The 23,255-nt window shown below is 70.3% G+C and carries 19 protein-coding genes and 2 pseudogenes; 11 read left to right on the forward strand and 10 right to left on the reverse strand.

What is annotated here, in order from left to right; translation table 11 throughout:
• Positions 1-16: 16 nt before the first annotated feature.
• From ACWFQ8_RS13525 to ACWFQ8_RS13535, 3 genes and pseudogenes are all read right to left on the reverse strand, one after another.
• Complete coding sequence (locus ACWFQ8_RS13525; protein ID WP_453786405.1) at positions 17-1,174, reverse strand: threonine synthase; 1,158 nt, start codon at positions 1,172-1,174, stop codon at positions 17-19.
• Positions 1,175-1,549: 375 nt separating this feature from the next.
• A pseudogene (locus tag ACWFQ8_RS13530) lies at positions 1,550-1,993 on the reverse strand (SDR family NAD(P)-dependent oxidoreductase); the annotation flags it as partial.
• Entirely contained in the window at positions 1,978-2,538 is a 561-nt protein-coding gene (locus ACWFQ8_RS13535) for a pyridoxamine 5'-phosphate oxidase family protein (RefSeq protein WP_453786349.1), read from the reverse strand. The pseudogene ACWFQ8_RS13530 and the gene ACWFQ8_RS13535, both read right to left, overlap by 16 nt.
• 355 nt (positions 2,539-2,893) lie before the next feature.
• Here ACWFQ8_RS13535 and bla point away from each other — a divergent pair, with 355 nt between their 5' ends.
• Positions 2,894-3,832: a class A beta-lactamase gene (bla, locus tag ACWFQ8_RS13540; protein WP_453786350.1), complete on the forward strand. Its 939-nt coding sequence runs from the start codon at positions 2,894-2,896 to the stop codon at positions 3,830-3,832.
• Positions 3,833-3,992: 160 nt separating this feature from the next.
• Here the strand turns inward: bla and ACWFQ8_RS13545 are convergent, their stop codons facing one another.
• The 6 genes from ACWFQ8_RS13545 to ACWFQ8_RS13570 all read right to left on the reverse strand — a co-directional run bounded on the left by ACWFQ8_RS13545 (position 3,993) and on the right by ACWFQ8_RS13570 (position 11,332).
• Complete coding sequence (locus tag ACWFQ8_RS13545; RefSeq protein ID WP_453786351.1) at positions 3,993-4,424, reverse strand: pyridoxamine 5'-phosphate oxidase family protein; 432 nt, start codon at positions 4,422-4,424, stop codon at positions 3,993-3,995.
• Positions 4,425-4,599: 175 nt separating this feature from the next.
• Positions 4,600-5,145: a hypothetical protein gene (locus tag ACWFQ8_RS13550; protein ID WP_453786352.1), complete on the reverse strand. Its 546-nt coding sequence runs from the start codon at positions 5,143-5,145 to the stop codon at positions 4,600-4,602.
• Between the two features lie 124 nt (positions 5,146-5,269).
• Complete coding sequence (locus ACWFQ8_RS13555; protein WP_453786353.1) at positions 5,270-7,669, reverse strand: ATP-binding cassette domain-containing protein; 2,400 nt, start codon at positions 7,667-7,669, stop codon at positions 5,270-5,272.
• A gap of 112 nt (positions 7,670-7,781) precedes the next feature.
• The gene (locus ACWFQ8_RS13560; RefSeq protein WP_453786354.1) at positions 7,782-9,056 is read right to left on the reverse strand and encodes a hypothetical protein; all 1,275 of its coding nucleotides are present in this window, start codon (positions 9,054-9,056) and stop codon (positions 7,782-7,784) included.
• A gap of 66 nt (positions 9,057-9,122) precedes the next feature.
• A complete protein-coding gene (locus ACWFQ8_RS13565; protein ID WP_453786355.1) occupies positions 9,123-9,923 on the reverse strand; it encodes a protein phosphatase 2C domain-containing protein in 801 nt (266 codons plus the stop codon).
• A 662-nt stretch (positions 9,924-10,585) separates the two neighbouring features.
• Positions 10,586-11,332, reverse strand: coding sequence for a vWA domain-containing protein (locus ACWFQ8_RS13570; RefSeq protein ID WP_453786356.1), 747 nt, complete (start codon positions 11,330-11,332; stop codon positions 10,586-10,588).
• A gap of 258 nt (positions 11,333-11,590) precedes the next feature.
• Between ACWFQ8_RS13570 and ACWFQ8_RS13575 the strand changes: the two genes are divergently transcribed.
• The 4 genes from ACWFQ8_RS13575 (at position 11,591) to ACWFQ8_RS13590 (ending at position 15,910) form a co-directional block, all read left to right on the forward strand.
• Complete coding sequence (locus ACWFQ8_RS13575; protein ID WP_453786357.1) at positions 11,591-13,618, forward strand: 5'-methylthioadenosine/S-adenosylhomocysteine nucleosidase family protein; 2,028 nt, start codon at positions 11,591-11,593, stop codon at positions 13,616-13,618.
• Between the two features lie 159 nt (positions 13,619-13,777).
• Complete coding sequence (locus ACWFQ8_RS13580) at positions 13,778-14,209, forward strand: DUF4158 domain-containing protein (RefSeq protein WP_453786358.1); 432 nt, start codon at positions 13,778-13,780, stop codon at positions 14,207-14,209.
• 755 nt (positions 14,210-14,964) lie between these two features.
• Positions 14,965-15,534 carry a Tn3 family transposase gene (locus tag ACWFQ8_RS13585; protein ID WP_453786359.1) on the forward strand — a complete coding sequence of 190 codons (570 nt, stop codon included), beginning with the start codon at positions 14,965-14,967 and terminating at the stop codon, positions 15,532-15,534.
• Positions 15,535-15,580: 46 nt separating this feature from the next.
• A complete protein-coding gene (locus tag ACWFQ8_RS13590) occupies positions 15,581-15,910 on the forward strand; it encodes a Tn3 family transposase (RefSeq protein ID WP_453786406.1) in 330 nt (109 codons plus the stop codon).
• Positions 15,911-16,217: 307 nt separating this feature from the next.
• On the opposite strand, the gene ACWFQ8_RS13595 is transcribed toward ACWFQ8_RS13590, so the two are convergent.
• Complete coding sequence (locus tag ACWFQ8_RS13595) at positions 16,218-16,778, reverse strand: TetR/AcrR family transcriptional regulator (protein ID WP_453786360.1); 561 nt, start codon at positions 16,776-16,778, stop codon at positions 16,218-16,220.
• A gap of 119 nt (positions 16,779-16,897) precedes the next feature.
• Between ACWFQ8_RS13595 and ACWFQ8_RS13600 the strand changes: the two genes are divergently transcribed.
• The 6 genes and pseudogenes from ACWFQ8_RS13600 to ACWFQ8_RS13625 all read left to right on the forward strand — a co-directional run bounded on the left by ACWFQ8_RS13600 (position 16,898) and on the right by ACWFQ8_RS13625 (position 22,944).
• On the forward strand, positions 16,898-17,584 hold the full coding sequence (locus ACWFQ8_RS13600; protein WP_453786361.1) for an SDR family oxidoreductase: 687 nt from the start codon (positions 16,898-16,900) through the stop codon (positions 17,582-17,584).
• 178 nt (positions 17,585-17,762) lie between these two features.
• Positions 17,763-18,767 (forward strand): NADP-dependent oxidoreductase, encoded by a 1,005-nt coding sequence (locus ACWFQ8_RS13605; RefSeq protein WP_453786362.1) that lies wholly within the window; start codon positions 17,763-17,765, stop codon positions 18,765-18,767.
• Positions 18,768-18,849: 82 nt separating this feature from the next.
• Positions 18,850-19,722 (forward strand): alpha/beta fold hydrolase, encoded by an 873-nt coding sequence (locus ACWFQ8_RS13610; RefSeq protein ID WP_453786363.1) that lies wholly within the window; start codon positions 18,850-18,852, stop codon positions 19,720-19,722.
• 98 nt (positions 19,723-19,820) lie between these two features.
• Positions 19,821-19,901, forward strand: a pseudogene (locus tag ACWFQ8_RS13615) (zinc finger domain-containing protein); the annotation flags it as partial.
• A 21-nt stretch (positions 19,902-19,922) separates the two neighbouring features.
• The gene (locus ACWFQ8_RS13620; RefSeq protein ID WP_453786364.1) at positions 19,923-20,585 is read left to right on the forward strand and encodes a recombinase family protein; all 663 of its coding nucleotides are present in this window, start codon (positions 19,923-19,925) and stop codon (positions 20,583-20,585) included.
• Positions 20,586-21,876: 1,291 nt separating this feature from the next.
• Complete coding sequence (locus ACWFQ8_RS13625; protein ID WP_453786365.1) at positions 21,877-22,944, forward strand: hypothetical protein; 1,068 nt, start codon at positions 21,877-21,879, stop codon at positions 22,942-22,944.
• The last annotated feature ends 311 nt before the right edge of the window (positions 22,945-23,255 follow it).

Genomic DNA, 23,255 nt, shown 5'->3' on the forward strand with positions numbered 1-23,255 from the left:
CTTACTCTTCCGGAGGTCAGTGGGAGGGCCCGTCGAACACCGAGGCCATCTTCTCGGCGGACTTCAGCCCGGAACCGGTGAGCACGACCACGGTCGTCTGGTTCGGGGCGATGTCTCCGGTCGCGATGAAGTGATCGAGGGTTGCCGCGGCGACGCTGCTCGTCGGCTCGGCGTACAGGCCTCGCGCGCTCAGCGCGCGGACCGCGGCGTGGATCTCCGCCTCAGGGACGGCGTATGCGGCGCCGTTGGAACGGCTGATGGCGTCCACCGCCTCGGGCAGCCGAACCGGGTTGGCGATGGACGCACCTTCGGCGATCGTCGGTACCCGCTCGCCGCGGCTGGCCGGGTCGATGCCGTTGAACGTGTCGGCGATGGTCGCCCAGAGCTCGGGTTGCCCGACGAACAGGCGCGGGCGCTCGTCGATCTGACCGGCAGCGAGCAGCTCGCCGAACGCGATGTCGCAACCGATGATGTTGCTCCCTGCCCCAGCCACCAGGACGACGTTGTCGGGCGCCGTGAAGCCGAAAGACTCCCACATCTCGTAGGCGATGGTCTTCGTGCCCTGGATGAACATGGGGTGCCAGTTGTGGCTGGCGTAGGGAAGTCGCGCCGACTGGCGAATCGCCTCGTCCGCGACCTCCTCGCGGGTGCCGCTCACAAGTTCGATCTCGGCGCCGAAAGCGCGGGCCTGGAGGATCTTGGCTGCTGAGGTGACGGCGGGGGCGATGATCTTGGCGCGGATGCCGGCAGCGGCGGCGTAGGCGGCGACCGCAGAACCACCGTTTCCCGAACTGTCCTCAAGCACTCGGAGGGCACCGTGTGCTGCGAGGTGGGACATCATGACCGATACGCCTCGGTCCTTGAAGCTGGAGGTCGGGTTGAACCACTCCAGCTTGAAGTGGACGCGTCGTCCGGCCCAGTTGACCGGGATCATCGGAGTCCATCCTTCTCCCAAACTCACTCGGTGGGTGGCCGAGACGGGCAGTGCCGCGTGGTATCGCCAGATGGACCGTTCGGTCGTGTCGATCTGGTCAGGACGCAGGCCTGGCTGCGAGCTGATGGTGAGGGGGCTGCCGTCCTCACCTCGCCAGCGGGGGTCGTCCAGGGAGTAGCGGTTCCCGGACCGGTCGTACAGGTCGGGTACGGGAGCGGCTGCACGGTGTTCGGCGGTCATGGCCCGTTCCAGTTTCTTCTGTAAGGCGGTCAGGAGTGTTCCTGGCCGGCGGTGCCGGTGGCGGTGTTGGTCCGGACACGGCTTCGGTGCCGGATGAGGGCTGCCGGCCGCGACGCTCGGCGCGTTCCCCATCGTGCGTGTTGCTGCAAGGTTGGACTCAGAGTCCAAAATTATGCAGCATGTCCAACGATCCGTCCTCGCGACCCCGACCGGGTCGCGATCGCGTTGTCCCGGCGAGCGGCACCACAGTCCGAACGGTTTCCCATCGGATGAGCTGGCCTTGGCGCGTCGGTGAATCGCTGCAAGGTCAAGAGCGCAATCTCGGGTACCGCTCGGCTGGATCATCCTCCGGCCCGTGGGGCTTCCGCCGTCCACGGTGACCGACGCACCCGTCATATGGGGGAAGTCGTCGGATGCGAGCCCGAGCACTGCGCGCGCGATCTCCTCGGCGTCGGCCATCCGTTCGAGACCGTCCACGTTGAGCGGCCCCCATGCCTGCTTGTACTCGGCCCATTTCGCGTCCGGGATTCCCGGCGGGCGGACAAAAGGGGTGTCGGTGGTGCCCGGAAGCAGGGCGTTGAGCCTGATCCCCTTGGGCCCGTAGGCGAGCGCCGCGGACTTCACTATGCCCTGCACCGCCCGCTTGCTCGCAGTGTGGGCAGCGCCGTTCGGCCGCGCCTGTTCGGTCGCGGACGACGAGGTGCAGCTGATGACGCCGCGCTGAGCCCTGAGCATGTGCGGGATCTCGTACTTGATCGCGAGGGACACGCCTCGGGCGTTGGTGGCCTGGACGTCATCGACGCCTACGAGAACGCCCACCGCGTGTGCGTATAGACCCCGTTGTCCCGACCGAAGCCGTACGCCGTCGTCGGTGCCACCGCCAACACCAGCGCGGCCCCCGTTCGCAACTCCTCCCCGAGCCCGTAGAAGGTGCCCTCGGGCGAGGTGATGTGCGCCCCGTACTTCGTCTCGTACGCCGCGATCACCTCCTCCAGCACCGCGGGATCGGTAACCCGTTCCGCCCTGCCCTCGACCACCAGGTCGAGCCCTGCGGTGAGCGCGTTGCCACCCGTCGTCAGCGCGCAGTGCCCGTCATGAGCCAGGTTCCTCGCCTTCTGCTCGTCCTTGCCGGTGGAGAAGTACAGCGCCCCGTCGTGCCAGGCGGCGATCACCGGAGTGACGTGCAGCCGGCCTTCGGGTCGCACGGTCGACACCCAGAAGATCTCGGCTGTCTCCAGCAGAGCCCGGGCCTCGGACCACTCGGTGGCGGTGACGTCCGCGGCGCCCGGGCGGGGGTTGAGCGCGGAACTGTAACGGGCGTCCAGCTCGGTGACGGGTTGATCGGCGCGTCCCTGCGTCGGCATCGCTGCTCTCCTTCGTCTGCCTGCCCCATCCTGACCGGCGCGCCCGCCCCGGCCCCGCCGCCGCGCCCGCGTGCCGCCGTATGCCCGCTCGATCAGGGACAGCTAGGGCAGCTACGGGCCCGAGGCGTGACCCGACCCGCTGCCGCTGCTCCCGTCCCGTACGCGGCGAGCCGACCCGGCACGGCACCCGAAAACGGCACCCGAAAACGGCACCCGTGGACAGGCATCCGGGAACAAACGCCCGGGAACAGACGCACGGGAACAGACACTCGGGAACCGCGGCGATCATGTTCGGCGTCCAAGGACACATCATCAGGCAGGTCAAGGCGGCAGAAGAGAAAGAGGAGAGACTGACGTGCAGACTCAGGGAACAGCACCCTCCCGTCGCGCATTACTGACCGTCGGAGCCGGCGCGGCACTCGCCGCGGCGCTCTCGACGGGCACGGCGCGCGCCGCGTCATCGCGCGCAAAGGCGCGTACGCTGGCGCAGTTGCGCCGACTGGAGCACGAGCACGGGGCTCGGCTCGGCGTCTACGCGCGCGACACCGCCACCGGCCGGACGGTGCTCCACCGCGCCGACGAACTGTTCCCCATGTGCTCGCTCTTCAAGACCGCCGCGGCCGCAGCCGTGCTGCGGGACCTCGACCACGACGGCACCTACCTCGCCAAGCGCATCCACTACACGCAGCAGGACGTCACGGAAGCGGGCGGCGGAGACATCACACGGCGGGCCGAGAACATCGCCTCGGGCCTGACCGTGGCAGAACTCTGCTCCGCGGCCATCGCCCAGAGTGACAACTGCGCCGCCAACCTCCTGCTCCGCGAGCTCGGCGGCCCCACCGCGATCACCCGCTTCTGCCGCTCAATGGGTGACCGTACGACCCGCCTCGACCGGTGGGAGCCCGAACTGAACTCGGCCGAGCCCTGGCGCACGACCGACACCACCAGCCCCCGCGCGATCGGACGGACGTACGCGCGACTCGCGCTCGGTGACGTCCTGACCCCCGGAGACCGGGAGCGGCTGAACGGGTGGCTGCTGGCCAACACCACGAGCGGGGAACGACTCCGTGCCGGCCTGCCCCGCGACTGGGTCGTCGCGGACAAGACCGGCGCCGGGTCGTACGGGACCAACAACAACGCCGGCATCGCCTGGCCGCCGGGGCGGCCGCCCGTGGTGCTGGCGATCCTCACCACCAAGCCGGAGGCGACGGCACCCCGCGACAACGAACTGATCGCCGCGACAGCGAGGCTGCTGGCAGACGCGCTCGTCGACGATACGGACCCGAGCGAGTAGTCACAGTGCCGGGCGGCCGGGCGGCCGGGCGTCCGGGCGGGTTGGCGGCCGGGCGGGTGGGACGCGCGCAGGAGCCGGTCCCACTCGCCCGGGGGTCCGAGGGACGTGCGTGCGCAGTACCCCTCGACCGCCCGCCCCGGCAGGTCAGACCGTGCCCAGGTCAGACCGTGCCCAGGTCAGAACTGACCCACCGCTCCGGACGCATGTGGATCACCACCTGTTCGCCGTGGTCCTTCCAAGCGAACTCGACGTAACCGTCCACCTTCTCCGCCGGCAGGTACCGTGACGCGACCTCGACCAGGTGCTCGCGCGTCGCTGCTTCGGTCGACACGACCGGGCCTTCGACCGACACGTACCGGATCGTCGGATCCACACGGTCGACCAGCAGGCTGAACCGGCCGGCCGCCTTGATCAGCTGAGCCTTGCGCGAGTCCCGGCCGGTCATGATCCAGATGTCACCACCGGGTGCGTACTGGTACCAGATCGGCACGGTCAGCGGCGCGCGCTCCTCATCAGCGCCCGAGCTGACGGCGATCGCGGCCACGTGCGGCTCGGCGAGGAACTGCTCACGTGCTGTACGGTCCAGGGCCACGGCGTACTCCTTCGGCAGGGAAAAGCCTTCCCCGAACCCAAACCGGGCCCGCTCCCGGCCCATTCCTGCGTGTCACTCACACGGGCCAACGACCCGCGGAGGGCGCGCCGGCCACGTGCGGGCGGGCGGAGCCGACCGCGCATTCGCCGGGCAGGGCCGGTAGGCGCCCGGGAAGTCAGCCGGTGGCGGTCAGGTCCGCGTAGGCCACGATCTGCCAGGCCAGCAGGACGGTGGCCAGCAGCTCGGCGACGGACACGGCGGCCAGGACCGGCGAAGTGCGGCCCGCGGTCCAGTAGGCGGCGACGGCCCCGATCGGCGGCCCGCAGAAACACAACAGGTCCACGGCCAGTTGCAGCCGCTTGCGCGACCGTCGCCGGGGGTCGTCGCGGTGGGCGACCTCCCACCCGAACACCTCCTGGCCGCCCTCGCCCCCGGTCGCGAAACGAGGCGCGATACGGGTGCGCACATAGCGGCCGATGGCCGAGATCTTCTCGTCGTTGACCAGGTAGGTCCAGCCCAGCAGGACAGTGATGGGCGGGAGGAGCAGAAGCGTTGCGGGAGTCTTGGACTGGACGTGCAGGACGAGGATGCCCGCAACGGAGGCCAGGGTCGCGTACAGCAGGTTGTCCCGGAAGCCGATGCGGGCCCGCTGCTCGTCCTTGAGCCGGTCGTACTCGAGGAGCAGCAGCTGCTCCGTGGATATGGATCCGGGTTCCGACACGTCCCCACCCCCCTCTATCCGTCGCCGTCGCCGTCGCTGCGTCTGTCCGTGCCGACCGGTACGCGCGTGCCCCGGGCGGCCGTGGTATCCCTTCCCCGCGGCCGCCCCGGGCATACGGTCGGCTTCAGACCGGTCGGAGCCGGCGGCGCAGCACCAGCCAAGCGGCCATGAGGAAGAGGGCCGTCAGGAGGGCGAGCATGCCGTTGTCCAGCGCGGCCCGGCCGGCCCGGTGGGCCCACAGGGGGTCACTGGCCGCTTGCGGGGCCAGGCGCCCCACATCGGCCAGGGAGCCCAGCGCGGCCTGCCCCCAGCGGGCGGGTACGACCAGGGACGCCAGGTGCAGCGGCCCGGAGGTCAGTGCGAAGGGCACCCCGTTGAGCGCGACCTGGCAGACCGAGGCGAACGTCACCAAGGTCACCGCCCGTTCCAACCGGGAGGCACAGACGGACACGAGCAGGCCGAGCGCCATCGAACAGACCACGGTGGCGATCAGCGGCAGCACGAGGAGCATCGCCGAGGGCAGGCCGAACGCCGCGGCGGGTCCGGGCCTGAAGACCAGGTACACGGATGCGGAGACCACCGCCTGGATCGTGCCGACCCCCGCGTACACCAGGGCCTTGGCGGCCAGCACGGGTCCCGGTGACACGCCGGTGCGGAACTCGCGGCGTACGATCGGGAAGTCGGCGACCACGTTCCCGTACGAGAGGGCCTGACCGCACAGGACGGCGCCGATGACCAGGAGGTTGACGACCTGGAGGGCCTCGGGGTTGCTTCCCGGACCACCGCCGAGCCCCCGGTCCGAGGCGACCAGGGCCGCGAAGGCGCCGCAGACCACCGCGAGGCCGGTGAGTCCCAGCAGACCTGCCGGCCCTCGGGCGGCCAACAACGACAGCTCCCTGCGGGCGAGGATCGCCGTCCGGCGGGTCGGGCGGTGCCTCCTGGGGCGGGGGCGTGTGTGGGCGGGCGCCGGGGGAGCCTCGTCACTGCGGCGACGGCCCCCCGAGGTCCCGGGCCGCGCGGCGCCGACCGGACCGGATCCGGATCGGACGGGCCGGGCGGGCCCGACGGCGCGGGAACGGTCCATCAGGGTCGGGAAGTCGGGCGCGTCCATGGAGCCGAGGACCTCACGGGGCGGGCCGAAGTACAGGGGCCGCCCGCCGGGTGCCAGCAGCAGGAGCTGGTCGACGCCATGGAGCTGGTCGGTGGAGTGGGTGACGAGGATGATGGTGCAGCCTCGGTCGGCCACGCCGCGCAGGAGGCGCATCACCTCTCTGGCGGCCCCGGGGTCGAGACCGGACGTCGGTTCGTCGAGCATCAGCAGCGAGGGTTCGTCGAGGATCTCCAGGGCGAGCGACACCCTCTTGCGCTGACCGCCGGAGAGGAGCTCGACCCGGGTGTCCATGCGGTCGGCGATGTCCAGTTCAGCGCACACCGCCTCGACGCGCGTCCTGCGGTCGGCGGCCGTGACGTCCGACGCCATCCGGAGCCGGGCCGCGTAGTCCAGCACTTGGCGGACGGTGATGGTGCGGTGCAGGTCGTCGTCCTGGGGGACCAGGCCGAGGAGCAGCCGGACCTGGGCCGCGTGGGTGCGGCTGTCGAGCCCTTGCAGGGTGGCCCGACCGCCCGTCACCGTCACCTCTCCGAGCAGCGCCCGGAACAGCGTGGTCTTACCGGCGCCCGAGGGGCCGAGGACAGCGAGCACCTGGCCCGCTTCCAACGTGAACGTGAGACCGTCCAACGCGGTGACGCTGCCGTGAACGGCCCGGAGTCCTTCGACGGCCAGCGCGGCGGGCGTTCCGTACCGGTCTTCCCGCAGTACGCCGTCCTCGACCAGGGTGAACCGGCTGCGACCGACGGTGAAGGCGGTGCCGGGGGTGATGCGCGCCCACAGCACCGCACTCCCGCCGGCGAACGTGCCGCGTCCGCGTCCGTGGTCGGCCAGGTGGTACTCCCCTTGCGCCCGGCGGGTGAGCGTCGCGTGTCGGACGGCAACGCCCAGGCCCGGGACGGCGATGCGTCCCGGGGCGTCACTCGGTCCCCCCGTGTCCGCACGGCCGATGAGGGTGGTGGGCCCGATGCGGTGCAGCCGCCGGGTCACCACCCCGTCAGCGCCGTCCGTGCGGCCGGACCCGGGGCCCCCGTCTGCGGGAGGGGGCGGGGCCGTGCGGGCCGGGGGGACTGCGGAAGCGGGCGCCCGGCGCGTGGCTCCGGTTCGTCCGATGTCGATCCTCGCCTCCCCGCTCGGGGTACGTACGAGCAGGGTCGTACCGTCGGGGACGTTCCGCAGGTGGACGACCCGGCCGACGACCTCGGCGCCGCCCAGCCATACGCGGGCGTCGGACGGCAGACCACCGAGGGTCCAGTGCAGCCGGTGCAGGAGCGTTCCCACCTCGTCCGCCGGCCCGGGATCCGGGAGCCGAATGTCGCAATGGGGGGCCGTGCCGATGCGGTACGAGCGGCCGGGCTCCAGTGTGGTGTAGCGGCCGTCCACTCCGATCACCAGCGGATTCGCCGTGCGGGTCATGGGGGGTCTCCCTCCAAGTGGGCCGAAGACGTGGGCGGGTACGGCCTCCGGGGGCGGGGCGGGCGGCGACCGCTTCCCACCCCGTCTCGGCGCGAGCCGCCCCCGTCCTCGTTCAGAAAAGGCCTACGAGCCAGGTCGCGCCCGCGTACGCGCCGTAGCCGGCGAGGACGAGCGCTGCCAGGCCCAGCACGACGGCCAGGACGCACATGACGCGGTCGACGATGTCGTCCTTGCGGCCGGGGGGCGGGGTGCGGCGGTTCCCCGCGGCCGCTCCCGCGGGCCCGGACGGGACGAACCCGGCTTCCGTTGGAGGGTCCGGCACCTGCACCGGGTCCAGGTCCGGGTCCGGGTCCGGGTCCGCGGCACGGCCTCCGGCCACGTCCGGGGAGGCGGCTGCCGAGTGGGGCGCGGAGGCGTCGGCGGAACCCGGAGCAGGCGGGGAGGAAGCGGGATCCGGAACGGGGGACGAGGGGTCCCAGCGGCGCAGCAGGCTCCCGTCCACCGTGACGTACAACCCGGACGGGGTGACCAGCCGGGGCCATGCCCGGGCCCGGGACGCCCAGACCCCGGCGGCGTTCGGGAGGACTTCGCCGCGGCTGCAGTCCGCGATGGTTTCCAGGGTCGGGGAGTCGATCACGGTCCGCAGTCCGGCCTCGTCGATGGTGGTGGCCTCCAGGTTCTCCTGCACGCAGCGCACGACCGACCAGGCGAGCTTGCCGTAGTCGGTGACCTCGCTGAAACCGTCCGCTCCCGGCAATTTCCAGCTTTCCGGGTCGGCCGGTGGGAACACCGGGGGAGTGCCGTCCAGGATGACGCACGAGTCGCAGTCGATGAGGTGAACCCGGATACCGCCTTCGATCGCGAAGAGGGCGTTCTTCGGTTGCAGGTCGCCCACCGCGAAACCGTGGGAATGCAGCCACTGGGTGGTCTCGACGAGCCGGGCCAGCACGGCCAGTTTCAGCGGCGCCTCGTAGTAGGGCAGTCCGACGCGAACGGCGGCCTTGCGGGTACGAGCCAGGTCGTCGATCGCCCGGGGGCGAGCAACAGAACGACCGCCTCGGCGCAGGGTGTCGCCGAAGTCCTCACCCGCGGGTGCGATCAGGACGCCGCACACCCCGTCGTCGTCGGTGACGGCGGCCCGCGGCCAGGCGCAACGCCGGTCCAGCTCAGCGCGGTCGGAGGGTTTCAAACGCAACCGCCACTCCACGAGGGCGGCCAAGGCGTCCGGGTCGAGCACGTTGCGTGCCTGAGCGGTGTACCACTTGATCAGCACCATGGGGTGGCCGGGTGCCTGGCACAGGTCGAGCGATCTGGCCTGTCCGGCACCGCGGAAGGCCGTGGGCCCCAACTGCAGTTCGGTGACCGGGATCGTGACCGGGTCCGGCACGGCGGCACCTCCTTCGTCGGTCCGTGGATGGTGGCTGGTCGCGGGGACGGAGCGGCGCACCGGGCGTCAGGCGACGGCGGTGTCCGCATTCCCCTGCCAGAGGGCAACGACGGTCCGGTCGTCGTTGTAGGTGGCCTTGCGAAAGTCGACGTCCCGCAGGAAGCCGGAGAGCGACGGCGGCTGCCTCCACCGGTCCGCGAGGGCCAGCGCCAGAGGCGACTCGGGGCCGATGGCGTCGGCGAAGCCGTCGGTCGCGAGCACCAGGACCTCGCCCTGGCGCCACACCGACTCGGTGGCACGCATCGCCTCGGGGTGGCGCGGCAGGGTGTGCACCCGGTCGGATCCGGCCGTCAAGGCCCGCGCGTCGAGCACGGCACTCCACGTGCCGTGGTGCAGCCGTAGGATCCGGCTGTCTCCCACGACGGCGGAGAAGACCCGGGGGTCATGCGTCGGGTCGGCGGGCGCCACCAACACGGCGAGGGTGGTGGCCGCCGGGCCGGGCTCCATCATGCGGCGTCGTGCAGCGGGCGGTTCGAGCCGGGGCAGCCCTTCGGTGTGTGCGGCGACGGCGGCGGCGGTCCGCTCGAACACCCCGGTCCACCAGTGGGCGCCGTCCGGAGGACCGGCGCAGCGGAGCCGGTCGAGGACGAGCTGGCCGGCGTGGGCAACGGCCTCGGCGGCTGCCTCACCGGCATTCACCGAGGAACTGACGCCGTCCGCGACGACCGCGACGATCCACGGTAGGGAGGGGTCAGTGCGGACCACGTAGGCATCGTGGCGCTCCTCGCCGGTCTGCATGTGGCTGCGGCCTCGGACGGTCGCGGCGCGCACGGTGATCCCGTGCACGGCGCCGCCGTCGGCGGCCATGGCGGCACGGGCGTGCGTGGCCGTGCTCGACAGCCATACCGGTACGGGGCGGGGCGGACGCCCCGCCACCAGAGGCGACGGGTCGGCGTCGGCCTTCGCCCCGGGCGCGCCGGCAGTCGGGCCGGGACGGGCACCGTCGGCATCCTTGCGGTGCTTGCGCAGCCCCCGGCCCGGGACGGCCGATTCGGAGCTGTGGTGCTTCCCGCTGTCAGGGCCGACAGCCGGACGGTCCGCCTCGCCGCCGGCAGGTTGTCCGACGGCACACGTCGACGGCTGATGTTCCCGGTCCCGTGACACCCCGGCCGACAGCCAGGAGCGGCGAGCGGACGCCAGGGGGAGTGCCGCCGGTTGACCGATTCCGGCTGACCACGGTCCCATCTCCCCGCGCTGCCCCGGACCCGTCATCGGTTGTGCCTGGGGGCAGGTCGCGGGGCGGTGTTCCTCCTGCCTGTCCGACCGGCCGGGGTGCGGGGCGGGGCTCCCGCCTCCGCTCGTGCGGCGCCGGCGCCGGGTACGGCGCCAGTGGGCGCCGACCAGGGGCATCCCGGTCAGCGCTCCCCGAAGCCGGGACGGCAGTACGCCCCTACGGCGCACGCTGGTGGCGATGCTCACGGCCGTGAAGAACAGCAGCACCGCACCGACAGAGGCCAGGAGAGCGATGATCAGGCCAGCCATTGCATGCCCTCCGGAACACGCAGGTCGAGCTTGTCCTCCGAAACGGAGGCACTGATGCTGATGAAGAGGGTGTCGATCAGCGCCTCCAGCAGATCACTGACCGGCACCTGCGCGGTGGACCGGAACGCCATCGGCCGCGACTGATGGCCGTCGCCCATCGCCGGGGTGGCCAGACGGACCAGCGTCGCGGGGCGAACGTTCCCGAAGCCGAAGGCAGCCACCTGGGGGGCCCATTTCAGGCCGACCAGTTGCGCGCGGTACGGCAGCCAGGCCTCGTCCGGCTGACGTGCGGAACCCACGTACGGATCGCCGTCGGTGAGGAAGAAGACCGTCGGGCGCTTGAGGGCGTACTCCTGCTCCAGCTCACGGCAGTCCTGCTCGACCTGGCGCGCCAGGTGGACCAGGACCTTGGCGTAGTCGGTCTGGCTGCCCTTCGGCAGCGAGTCGATGCGCTTCACGGTGTCCGGCCGTGCCAGGGGCACCACCGTGCGCGGACTTTCGGCGAACGTGACGACGCTGATGTGCGCGGCATCACAGGCCGTGGCGTCCAGCTGCAGTTTCCACAGCAGGTCCGGCACGGCCTCGCAGAGCGCGTCGTAGGGGGTGCGCCCCGGCACCCGCCCCACGTCCCCCGCGGGATGATAGACGCCCTCCTTCCACATCGACTGCGAGACGTCGCACACCACGTAGAAAGGGAACGCCCGTTCCCTGCCGTCGGATGCCTCAGGGCTCATGCACCACTCCCCCCGCGGCGCTCCGGGCGCCGCCGCTCGACCGAACGGCCATCCGGCGGCACGACCGTGCCCACGACCGCGCCCACGACCGGTGGGCGTGTCGGCACGGCAGTGGTCGCCCCCGCGCGGAAGTCCCCTGTCCCCTGCGCCGGATGACGCACTGTCACAGTAGACGCTACTGTGGCGTAGATCACTCGATTCGGCTAACTTCGGCAGGCCGCTCGTCGGCGGTCCGCAGTCGCAGAGGGGAGGTGCTCGGTGGGCGATGCCTCGGAGGCGGTGTCGCCGTCCTTCGCCCAGTGCCTCGACGCCGCCCGGGCGGTGCGCGCGGCGGAGCACGGAGCCGTCTCGATCGCCGCGTTGCGAGAACGCGGGACCTCGGGCCTGACGAGGTCGCGCGGCCCCTTGGCGGTGATGCTGCGTGCGGCGGCTCTGGACGGGCGGCTGGTCTGGCTGGACCGGTACGGCTTCGCCCTGTTGGAGCCGCCGGCGGCACCCTTCCGCGCGACACCGGCGCTGTCGGTCGGCCACGCCCTGCTGAGGCTCGCCGACCGACAGTGGGAGCGGCTGGTCTTCATCGTCCCGCTCGCCGTGGCCTGGGCCGTCATCGCGGTCCTGCTGCCCTTCACCCCGGCCCGGACAGCCGTCCTCGTACTGGTACTCGCCACGGTGCTGTACACCGCCGTGTGGACGACCGGGGTCTGCGCGACCGCCGCCTGGGCGATGTGGCGTACCGTCCGCTCCCGTGAGGCCGGCCCGGTCGGGCCGCCGCCGGACGGTGCGTACTGGACCCTTCCGCTGATTCACCTGGAAGATCCGCAGCGTACGGACGAACTGCTGCGGCGCGCCACCGGTCGACTGGGAGTGCTGGTCGGCGGCCATGCCAGGGCCGTGGCGGCGGACCTCGGTTTCGGCGTGGAGCGGGGCGGCGCGATCGAGACACTCCTGGTGCCGCTCCGTGGAGTCACCACGACGGCGGTACGCGAACGCCTGAACTCCCGGAACCGGGCCCCACGCGTGACCGGCGGTCCGACCGATGTGCTGGTGCTGCTCCCGGTGGCCGCCGGCGACGATCCGGCGGACCGGCGGGTCGTGTCCGGTTCGTTCGCCCTCTGGTACGCCACGGCGGTGGTAGCCGTACTGCTGGCCGGGCCGGTACTCGTGGCCGGCTGGGAACGCACGGCGTGCGCCGAGCGCTGCGACGGCCGGCCGTCCGACTATCCGCGGGCGTTGCGCTGGCTGAGCCAGCGGCTGCTCCTCAACGACCCCCCGGGGCTGGCTCCCGACACGCTCCAGTCGATCGTCTTCGGGTGGCTGATCAGTGTGATGGCTCTGACCGGAGTCCTAGTAGGCGCCGTCGCCGCCCTGCAGTCGGTCAGGGCGCGACGTACCCGGCGCGCTCCCCACGTCGTCCTCAGGAGAACCATGGACCAGCGAACGAAGCTGTTGCTGCTCGTCGCCACCGATGTCGAGCAGGAGGCGGTGTTCGCCGCGGTCGCCGCGGTCAACGGCGCCACCCCGAAGGCGCGCTTCCTCGGCGACCAGACCGTGTTCGAGCAGGGGTGCATCAGCGAGGTGGCCATCCACGTCGCCCGGTGCGGGCAGTCGTCACTGGGACCGTCCGGTTCGGCGCTGGTGGTGCCGGCACTGCTGACACGACTGCGCCCGCACTTCCTGATCATGGTCGGCATCTGCGGCGGCCTGAAACCCGGTTTCACCCTCGACGGCGAAACCTCCCCGCGCGGTCGCCAAGCCCTGGGTGACATCGTGGTCGCCGAGCAGATTCGGGAGATGGACCACCGCCGGGTGGGAGGTGACGGGGAGCGGAGCATCGTGACGCTGCGGGGCGACAAGGTGCCCCCGTCCGTGCTGTTGCTCGATCGACTCCGCACCGCGCGCGTCGACTGGACCGGCGCGGCCGTCCACACCGGGCTGGTGCTGTCCTCGGGCGCCCTTGTCGACTTCGCGCCTCACCGGGATGCCCTGTTGAAGCAGGAACCGGACGCGCTCGCCGTCGAAATGGAGGGCGGAGGCCTGTACGCGGCCGCGGCGCGAGGACGCACCGAGTGGATCCTCGTCAAGGGCGTGTCCGACTGGTGCGCCCATAAGACCGCGGCAGCACAGAAGACCGCAGCGGGCAACGCCGCCGCCTTCGTCGTCCACATGGTGCACAGCGGCGGGCTCGACCCCCAGGCATGGCAGGACGAGACTGCCTCCCACCGCGAGGCACTCGACGGTATGACGCGCTCACCCGGCCGGGGCGGCCGGGACACTTCGGGGTCCTGACCCCGAACGGCTACGGGTGAGCGACTGGGCCCGGACGGGTTTCGCCGGGCGTGGGAGCGCTTCGCCCGGTCCGCGATGTCCGAATGAACGCCTTCCCGCGCGTCTTGCCGAAGTCAACGCGGCTCCCCGCGGCTGCGGAACAAGTCGGGAGCAAACCGGTTGGGGTCCGCGCTGTTGCTGAAGTTCTTCGAGGTGGAGGCCTGGTTCCCGGAGGACGCCGGGGAGATCCCGGTGTCGGCGGTGTCGTACGTCGCACAGCGGGTGAAGGTGGCCGCGGAGGAGTGGGCCGCGTACGACTGGTCGGGGCGGGCGATCAAGCGGCACCGGATGGAGATCCGAGACGCGTTCGGCTTCCGTGAGTGCTCCGAGGACGACCAGGCCCAGCTCGCCGAGTGGCTGGCGGTCGAGCTGTGCGGAGTGGAGCTGAACCGGGACCGGCGCGCCGCTGCCGTAAGGACCGGCTGGAGCCGCCGGCCCCAGGGCAGATCGCCCGGCTGGTGGGCAAGGCGGTCAGCGCCTTCGAGGAACGGTTCTGCGCGGCCACCGTGGGCCGGCTGTCGGCGGCGACCCGGTCCCGGCTGGATGACCTGATCGCCGAGGACGCCGATGCGGACGAGGAGAGCGCGGGCGGTGGGGGCACCTTCTTTACCGAGCTGAAGGCGGACCCGGGCGTGCTGGGGCTGGACAGCCTGCTGGCGGAGGTGAACAAACTCCAGCGGGTGCGCGGGCTCCAGCTTCCGCCGGAGCTGTTCGCGGACGTGTCGGAGGAGCCGGTGGCGGCCTGGCGGGCGCGGGCGGCGAAGGAGTACCCCTCGGACCTTCGGGCGGCGGCCGGACCGGTGCGGTACACGCTGCTGTCGACGCTGTGCCATGTGCGGGAGACGGAGATCACCGACTCGCTGGTGGAGCTGTTCATCCAGCTCGTGCAGAAGACGCGATCGACCTGCTCAAGCGGTATCTGGATCAGCCCATCGGCAAGGAGGGGGCGTTCTTCGACGAGGCGGAGAAGATCCCGCTGGGCGGGGTGGTGCGCGAGGAGTGGCGCAAGGCGGTCGTGGATGAGCGCGGTCGGATCGAGCGCATCCCGTCCGAGCTGTGCGTCCTCGTGTCGCTGCGGGACGCTCTGCGGCGGCGGGAGATCTGGGGGCCGGGGGCGAACCGGTGGCGGAACCCGGAGGACGATCTGCTGCCGGACTTCGAGGACAACCGCGATGTGCACTACGACGCGATCCATCAGCCGCAGGGCCCAGAGAAGTTCATCGAGGCCCTACAGAAGCGGCTGCGCGAGGCTTTGACCCGCTTCGACACCGCGCTGGAGCTGGGCACCACGGGCGGGGGGCACGAACATGGGCATCAAGCGGGTCGCGGTCACCGGCAAGCACGGCGAGAGCGAGGCCGTCCTGCGCCGGGTACGGCACCTGTTCGTCAACCGGACCAACCTGCGCGCGGCGCTGGTGCGGCTGGTCAACGCCACCTTCGCCGCCCGCGATGCGGCGTGGTGGGGCGAGGGCACCGCGTGCGCGAGCGACTCCAAGAAGTTCGGCTCCTGGTCCAGCAACTTCATGACCGAGTGGCACCAGCGGTACCGCGGGCCCAGGGTGATGATCTACTGGCACGTCGAGAAGAAGTCGCTGTGCGTCTACAGCCAGCTCAAGTCCTGCTCGGCCTCCGAGGTCGCCGCGATGATCGAGGGCGTGCTGCGGCACTGCACGGACGTGGAGATCGACCGGCAGTACACCGACACGCACGGCGCCTCGATCGTCGGGTTAGCCTTCGCCCACATTCTTGGCTTCAACCTGCTCCCGAGGCTGAAGAACGTCGGCTCAGCGCGGCTGTACCCGCCGGCGGCCGGTCAGGACGAGAAGTGGCCGCACCTGGCGCGGTGCTGTCGACCAAGACGATCGACTGGGACCTGATCCGCCAGCAGTACGACCAATCGTCAAATACACCACCGCCCTACGTCTGGGCACCGCTGAGGCCGAGCAGGTTCTACGCCGCTTCACCCGCGGCGGGCCCAAGCACCCCACCTACCGCGCGATCGAGGAACTCGGGCGGGCAGTGCGTACGGCGTTCATCTGCGACTACCTCGCCGACGCCGACCTGCGCCGCGAGATCAACGACGGCCTCCAGATCGTGGAGAACTGGAACTCCGCCAACCACGACCTGTTCTACGGCGAGGATGGCGACCTGACCGGCTCCGACAAGGAGTCCCAGGAGGTCTCGATGCTCGCCCTGCACCTGCTCCAGTCCGCGTTGGTGCACGTCAACACCCGCTCCTCCAGGACATCCTGAGCGAGGAGAAGTGGCAGAAGCGGCTCACTGACGCCGACCGGCGGGCCCTGTCCCCGCTGTTCTGGACCCACGTGAACCCCTACGGCCGGTTCGAGCTGGACATGAACTCACACCTCGCCCTCGCCGCCCGGCGTCCATGGTGCCCGGCCCCCGAACCCCGCCCGAGACGGGAACCGCCCGGTCGGCGGCGGGCGGCTCGGCCAGGTCGGCAACCTGAAAGCCGGTACCTCCGACGTCGCCCGGGGGTGGGATCCGGTGGAGTGCATTGCCACTCCATCCGGTTGTGCGGGGCGGACTGTGGAACGGATCAGCCGGATGCCGTCAGTGCCGCGCGCGCGGTGGCGAGGATCTCCTCGGAGAGCGGGGAGCCGTTGGTGGCCCGGGCCAGGACGAGCGCACCGAGCATGGTGCACAGCCGGGTGATGCCGTCCTGGTCCTCAGTGGTGAGCCACTCGGCGAAATCGCCCACGCCTTCGGTGTAGATCCGGCGGGCTTCCTGGCCTTCGCCCTCGCGCGCCATGTCGGTGACGAGTGCGGCGACGGGACACCCGTCCGCCGGGCTGTCGCGGTGTCCCGGGGAGAGGTAGGCGTCGATCAGTGCCCGCTGGGCGGCGGCGCGCTGTCCGCCGTGCTGCTCGAATTCGTCTTTGTGATGCCGGGTGAGTTCGTTGAAGGCGTGGGCGGTGGCTTCGTCGAGGAGTGCCTCTTTAGAGGTGAACTGCTTGTAGAAGCCGCCATGGGTCAGTCCGGCCGCCTTCATGATGTCGGCGACGCTGGCGTGAGTTCCCTGTTCCCGAAACAGGCGAGACGCGGTTTCCACGACCCGCCGGCGGTTCTCCTCTGCCTGCGCCTGTGATACGCGGCCCATGGGCCACCTCCCGATTGGATGTCGACTGGCATCTATCCTAGACCAGTGCTTAGATTGTGGATGCAATCTAACTTAGCGCCGCCGGCCACTCGCCGACGGCCGTAACGGTGGGAGTGGACATGGAACTGAAGAACGCGGTCGCGGTGGTCACCGGCGCCAACCGTGGGCTCGGACGGTATCTGGCCGCCCAGCTCGTCGAGCGCGGAGCGACGGTGTACGCGGCGGCCCGGCGCCCCGAGACGGTGGACCTGCCGGGAGTCATCCCGCTGCGGCTCGACGTGACGGACGAGGAGTCGATCCGGGCGGCGGCCCGCACCGCGTCCGATGCGACGCTGCTGGTGAACAACGCCGGCATCTCGACCGGAACCCCGCTGATCGCGGGCGGCCCTGACGCGGTGCGCCTGGAGATGGACACGAACTTCTTCGGCCCGCTCGCCGTGACGCGGGCCTTCGCCCCCGTCATCGAGTCCAACCGCGGCGGTGCCGTGCTCAACGTCCTGTCCGTCCTGTCCTGGCTGCACCCGGCCGACCTCGGAGCCTATGCGGCAGCCAAGGCCGCAGCGTGGGCGCTGACCGGCGCGGTCCGGGAGGAGTTGGCACCCCGCGGCATAGCCGTCTCGGCGCTGCACGTCGGATACATGGACACCGGCATGGCCGCGAGCGTCCCCGCCGACCAGAAGGCCGACCCCGCCGAGGTCGCCGCACAGGCCCTGGACGGCATCGAAGCGGGACTGCCCGAGATCCTCGCCGACGAGATCACCCGGCAGGTGAAGCAGAGCCTGGCCGCATCGCCGAACGCGGCCTGAGGCGCGTATCGCCCCACCTGCGCTCGATATCCAGCGACGGAAACGGCGCCGGTGGCGGCCGCCGCGGCGGCGGGGGTCCGGGAACGCGAAACAAGCATCACAAAGTGTGGCGAGCTGGTAAAAGCCCGGCACGCACAGTGGCCACGTCCCATGCGGACGACGGGAAACGGAGACGACGATGAAGGCCTTCATGATCGAGCGGTACGGCGACCAGAACGGCGGTCGCATCGCCGAGATGCCAGACCCGCAGGTGGGCACCGAGGACGTCCTGGTCCGGGTCCACGCGGCGAGCGTCAACCCGCTCGACTTCAAGATCCGCCACGGCGACTTCAAGGCGATCCTGCCGTACCGGCTCCCCCTCGCTCTGGGCAACGACCTCGCCGGGGTGGTGGTCGAGGTGGGTGCGGACGTCACCCGCTTCGCCGTGGGCGACGAGGTCTACGCCCGGCCCGACAAGGACCGCATCGGCACCTTCACCGAACTCATCGCCGTCCACCAGAACGACCTGGCACCCAAGCCGGTCACCCTCACCATGGAGGAGGCCGCCTCCCTTCCCCTGGTCGCCCTGACATCGTGGCAGGCACTGGTCGAGAGGGCACAGGTCCAGCCGGGGCAGAAGGTCCTGATCCACGCGGGCTCCGGCGGAGTGGGCACCATCGCCCTCCAGCTGGCCAGGCATCTGGGCGCGCACGTGGCCACCACCGCCAGCGCGGCCAGCGCCGGCCTGGTCAAGGAGCTCGGCGCGGACGTCGTCGTCGACTACCGGACACAGGACTTCGAGGAGGTCCTGGACGGCTATGACGTCGTCCTGGACACCCTCGGCGGCGAGACCCTGGAGAAGTCCCTGCGGGTCCTCAAGCCCGGCGGGAAGGTCATCAGCATCGCGGGGCCTCCCGACGCGAACTTCGCCCGCGAGCTGGGCGCGAACCTGGTCCTGCAACAGGCGATGAACGCAATGAGCTGGAAGACCCGGCGCCACGCCAAGCACCAGGGCGTCACCTATTCCTTCCTGTTCATGAAGGCCGCCGGCGACCAGCTGCGCGAACTCACCCGGCTCGTCGACGCCGGAGAGATCCGTCCCGTCGTCGACCGCGTCTTCTCCTTCGACCAGACCCGCGAGGCGATGGAGTACGCCGAGAAGGGCCGCGCCAAAGCCGGCAAGGTCGTCGTCTCGATGAGGTGAGAGCCCTCACCGCGCCACCGGTACGTCTTGGCAACGAGAGCACTCCGGCTCCCAGCCACCCCCATCCGCACAGGAGCCGATCATGAACGCGCCGCGCAGTTCCCCCACGCCCGCCCCGTCGTCGTACAAAGAGGCACCGACTCGTTCGGTGTCCGTGCGCGGCATCGACTTCGTCTACCGGCAGCTCGGTCCGGAATCAGACGGCGTACCGCTGATCCTGCTCCACCACCTCGCCGCGGTCCTGGACAACTGGGACCCCCGCGTCGTCGACGGACTCGCAGCCAGGCGCCGGGTCGTCACCTTCGACAACCGTGGAGTCGGTGCGTCTGGCGGCTCCACGCCCGACACCATCGAAGTGATGGCCCGCGACGCGGTGCTGTTCATCCGCGCGCTGGGCTTCGAGCAGGTCGACCTGCTCGGCCTGTCGATGGGCGGCTTCATCGCCCAGGTCATCGCGACTCAGGAACCGCGGCTGGTGCGCAAGGTCATCCTCGCGGGCACAGGCCCCGCCGGAGGCCCCGGCATCGACAAGGTCACCGCACTCACCCTCCAGGACACCCTGAAGGGCTTCCTGACCCGCAAGGACCCCAAGCAGTTCCTCTTCTTCACCGACACCGAGCACGGCCGAAGGGAAGCGCGCGCCTTCCTGGAACGGCTGAAGGAACGCACAGAAGACCGCGACAAAGCCATCTCGCCGAGGTCGTTTCGCACCCAACTGAAGGCCATCCGCCGATGGGGCCTCCAGCCGCCGGCCGACCTGACACACATCGGCCAGCCGGTCCTGGTGGCCAACGGCGAGAGCGACCGGATGGTGCCGAGCGTGAACACACTCGACCTGGCCACGCGGCTACCCCGGGGCGAACTCGTCCCCCTCTACCCGGATGCCGGACATGGGGGCATCTTCCAGTACCACGACGACTTCGTCGCACGGGCGCTCGGGTTCCTGGAATCGTAGCCAGGCCGGGGCCCGACGCCGATCCGCGCGGCCCCGTGAGGTTCGCCGATGCGCGGGAGGCGCTGGCAGCGGAACCCAACTCGTAACTCACCACACCCCTGTTTCTCGCCTGTCCGAAGTGTGACGCGCAGCCCGGCTCGCCGTGCCGCTCGCGCGGCGGCGCGGTCGCCTCCGCCCACCACACCCGCCGCTTCACCCAGGTGCCCCGGCTGAAGAAGGCGCTGCGGGTGCCCACCCCGGCCGACCGCGGCCCGGGCCGGCCGTGGCGGCCGGGCACCCCGCCGCCGGCGCCGATCGACCCGGACCTGTCCAGCGCGGACATCCGCATCGGCTACGCCCGCTGCTCGACGCTCGGGCAGGAACTCGACTCCCAGCTCGACGCGCTGAGCAAGCACGGCATCCCGAGGGACAAGATCTTCAGCGAGAAGATCAGCACCCGGGTACGGGTCCGCTCCCGGTTCGAGGAGGCGCTGCGGACCGCACGGGAGGTCAAGGCACACGCCCCGCACTGCCGCGTCATCTTCACCGTGTACGAGATGAAGCGGCTCGGCCGCGACGCCGCCGAACTCACCGCCCTCGCAGACCACCTCACCGCCCACGGCCTGGTCCTTGAGATGCTCGCCGGCCCCCTGCCCGGCATCTACGACCCCACCGGCCCCGGCAAGCTGCTGTTCGCATTCTTCGCCGCGATGGCGGAGACCGAGCGTGAGAACATCCGCGAGTCCACACTCGAAGGGCTCGATACCGCGGCCCGCAAGGGCAAGCACGGCGGCCGGCCACCGGTCATCACCGACGACATGCTCCACACCGTGCTCCGGCGCCGCGCAGGCGCGAGTCCGTCGAGCAGATCCAGCCCGACCTGATCATCCCCACTGGCAAGCGCAAGGGACAGAGCCCCTCCCTCGCCAGCATCTACCGGGCGCTCGCCGAACACGCCAAGCGCGAGGCGTACCCCGAAACCGTTGAACAGGCCCACGCCGACTTCGCTGCCCTCCAGGCCGGCGAAGTCCCCGGACCCCGCCTTGCTCTCCCTGACCGAACGTCACTCTGATTACAGAGAGCTACTTGTCACTTCGCCGTAGCTTCGGGAGAACAGGGCCGTGACGGAGGGGCCCGCACGTGATCGACACCTGCGACATCGACGTCTTCCTCGGCCTGGACGTCGGCCGGAGAGCGAGCACGACGCGACCGCGGTCACTCCCGGCAGAAGAAGGTCCTCGACCAGTGGATGCCCCACAACGAGCCTGAGCCTGAATCCGGCGAGCTGTTCGTGAGACGCCAGACTCCAGACTCCAGACCAAGCAGGTGACCGTGCGCGTCGTCGTGGACCGGCCAGCCTCTGTCGGCCCGGCGTCGTATACGGCGAGAGCGTGCGCCGGGTTGGTGAACTCTGCGGCGTTCGACCGGTATTCGTGGGTCGTCGAGCTGATCCGGCGTGAGGCGAGTGACATGTGTGACGCACGTGGTTTTGGTGACCGGGAGCCCTGGTATCGGGGCCGGTACCGGTGTGGGTCGGCCGCGTGACGGCGCGTTCCCGCCTCCGGTGGCTGCGCGCCCCGGATTCGTCGCCCCCGCGACCCTCCGTCTCGAAGCGTCGGGGCATGGCCCGTTGCGGGAGGGGAGGCGTGGAGTGCCCGCGACCTGCGCTGCGGCCTTGGACGTAGCTCATTTCAGTGTCGGCCCCGGACGGAGCAACGAGTCCCGTGGGTTGGGTGGTGGGGGGTGGGGGTGTGATGTGGTTCACGTGGGGGTTGGGTGGGGTGGTTTGGTGGGGGGTGGGGGTTTTGGGTGGGTGGGGGGTGGGGGGTGGTGGCTGGTTTGGGGGTGGTGGGTTGTTTCGGGGGTGTGTTGGGGGTGGGGGGTTGGGTGGTGGTGGGGGGTGGTGGGGTGGGGGGTTGGGGTGGTGGGGGGTTGGGGGGTGGGTTGGGGTTTGGGTGCTGGTGGGGGGTGGGTTGGGGGGTGGTTGGTGGGGGGTGGTGGGGGGTTTTGGGTGGGGTGGCTGGTTTGTTTCTGGTGGTGGGGTGGTGGGGTTTAAACATGGGGGTGTTTTGGTCAGGGCGGGGTGTGTTGTTGCGGGTTTTCGGGGTGGGGTGGTGTGGTGTGTTGCGAGTGTTCGGGTGTTCGGGTGTTGGTCGGTCGAGGGGTTTGCGGGTTATGGCGATCAAGATTAATCCTGCTCGGTTCAGTCAGTTCGGTGAGGCGGAGGGGAGTGTTTTCTGTCTGATCACGAATCGGGAGATCGAGCACGAGTTGGAGGTTGTGCGGGAGGCTCCGTATGCGGAGTACCGGACGATCATTTTGAGTCCTGGTGATGATTTTGAGGCGTTGTTGCGGGACGGGACGGTTCCGTTGCGGTCGCATTCGTTGGTGATTTCGCCGTTCCGGTTCTTCGAGTCTCCGTCGGAGGAGGTGTTGGGGCCGGATCGGAAGTTGATGGGGATGGCGTGCAACTCGACGCCGACGGATTTGGATATTATTCGGCATTTCATCACGGTGATCGAGAACACGTCGGCGCGTGAGCAGGGTGAGTTCTCGGATCGGTTCTTCGAGTTGGCGGAGTCGACGGATTCGTTGGTGTATGTCGACGAGCGTCATGGGACGCGGGCGGTTTTGGATCATTTGGCGGACGGGCTGGTGTGGAATCAGCAGGCGGGTCCGTTGGAGTGGGGTGAGCAGCAGATCGTTCCGTCGGGGGAGATCAGTGTGCTGCCGATGCAGATCGTGGAGTTCGACGAGTCGTTGCATCTGCCGTTGGAGGGGTCGATCGCGTTTCGGGGGTTCCCGATCCTGCACAGTGGGACGCCGTCGTTCACGCGGAAGGATCAGGCGCGGTTGGCGGGTCGGTTGGCGGCGTTGCGGGACGAGGCGGTGGTGTGTGAGGTGTCGAAGGGTGTGATCACCTCGTTGCGGCCGTTCCGTCGTGAGGGTGCGGACGTGGCCCGTGTCTTCGAGTCGATGTTCGAGATCGATTCGCGGTATGCGCTGGTGTGGGAGATCGGGCACGCGTTGAACACGAGTTTGGACATTCTTCCCGGTAACCATGCGATGAACGAGGTGTACGGGGGTGAGCGGGGCTGTCTGCACTGGGGGTTGGGTCTGACGCCGTTCACGCAGTTCCATCTCGACATCATTTCGCCCGATACGACCGTGTATACGGAGTCGGGTGAGGTGGTGCTGGGTGACAAGGGCGGTGCGGCGCGGGTGAGGATGGCGGCGGCCTGAGGGCCGGCTGCCGGCCGACTTTCTGACAGCTTTCGGTGTGCGCGGGGCCCCGTCTTTTTCGCGGGCCGCCCCGGCCCCCTCCGGGTTCGTGTCCCGGGGCGCGGCGGCCGGGTGCGGCCGGGGCTCGCGGGCCGGCCCGGACGTCCGGTGTGAGTGTGCCGCCGGTCCGGGTGGTGCGGACGCGGCGCGTCCGCGGGAGACCGAATCCACAAGGGAGGGAGGTGTGGGCCGTGAAGAAGACGATCAAGGTTCGTAAGAACAGCAACTACCTGGGCACCCTTCTGGGCTGAGCCGGGCAGCAGTCGGGACTG

The sequence above is a fragment of the Streptomyces sp. NPDC055254 genome (assembly GCF_053606025.1).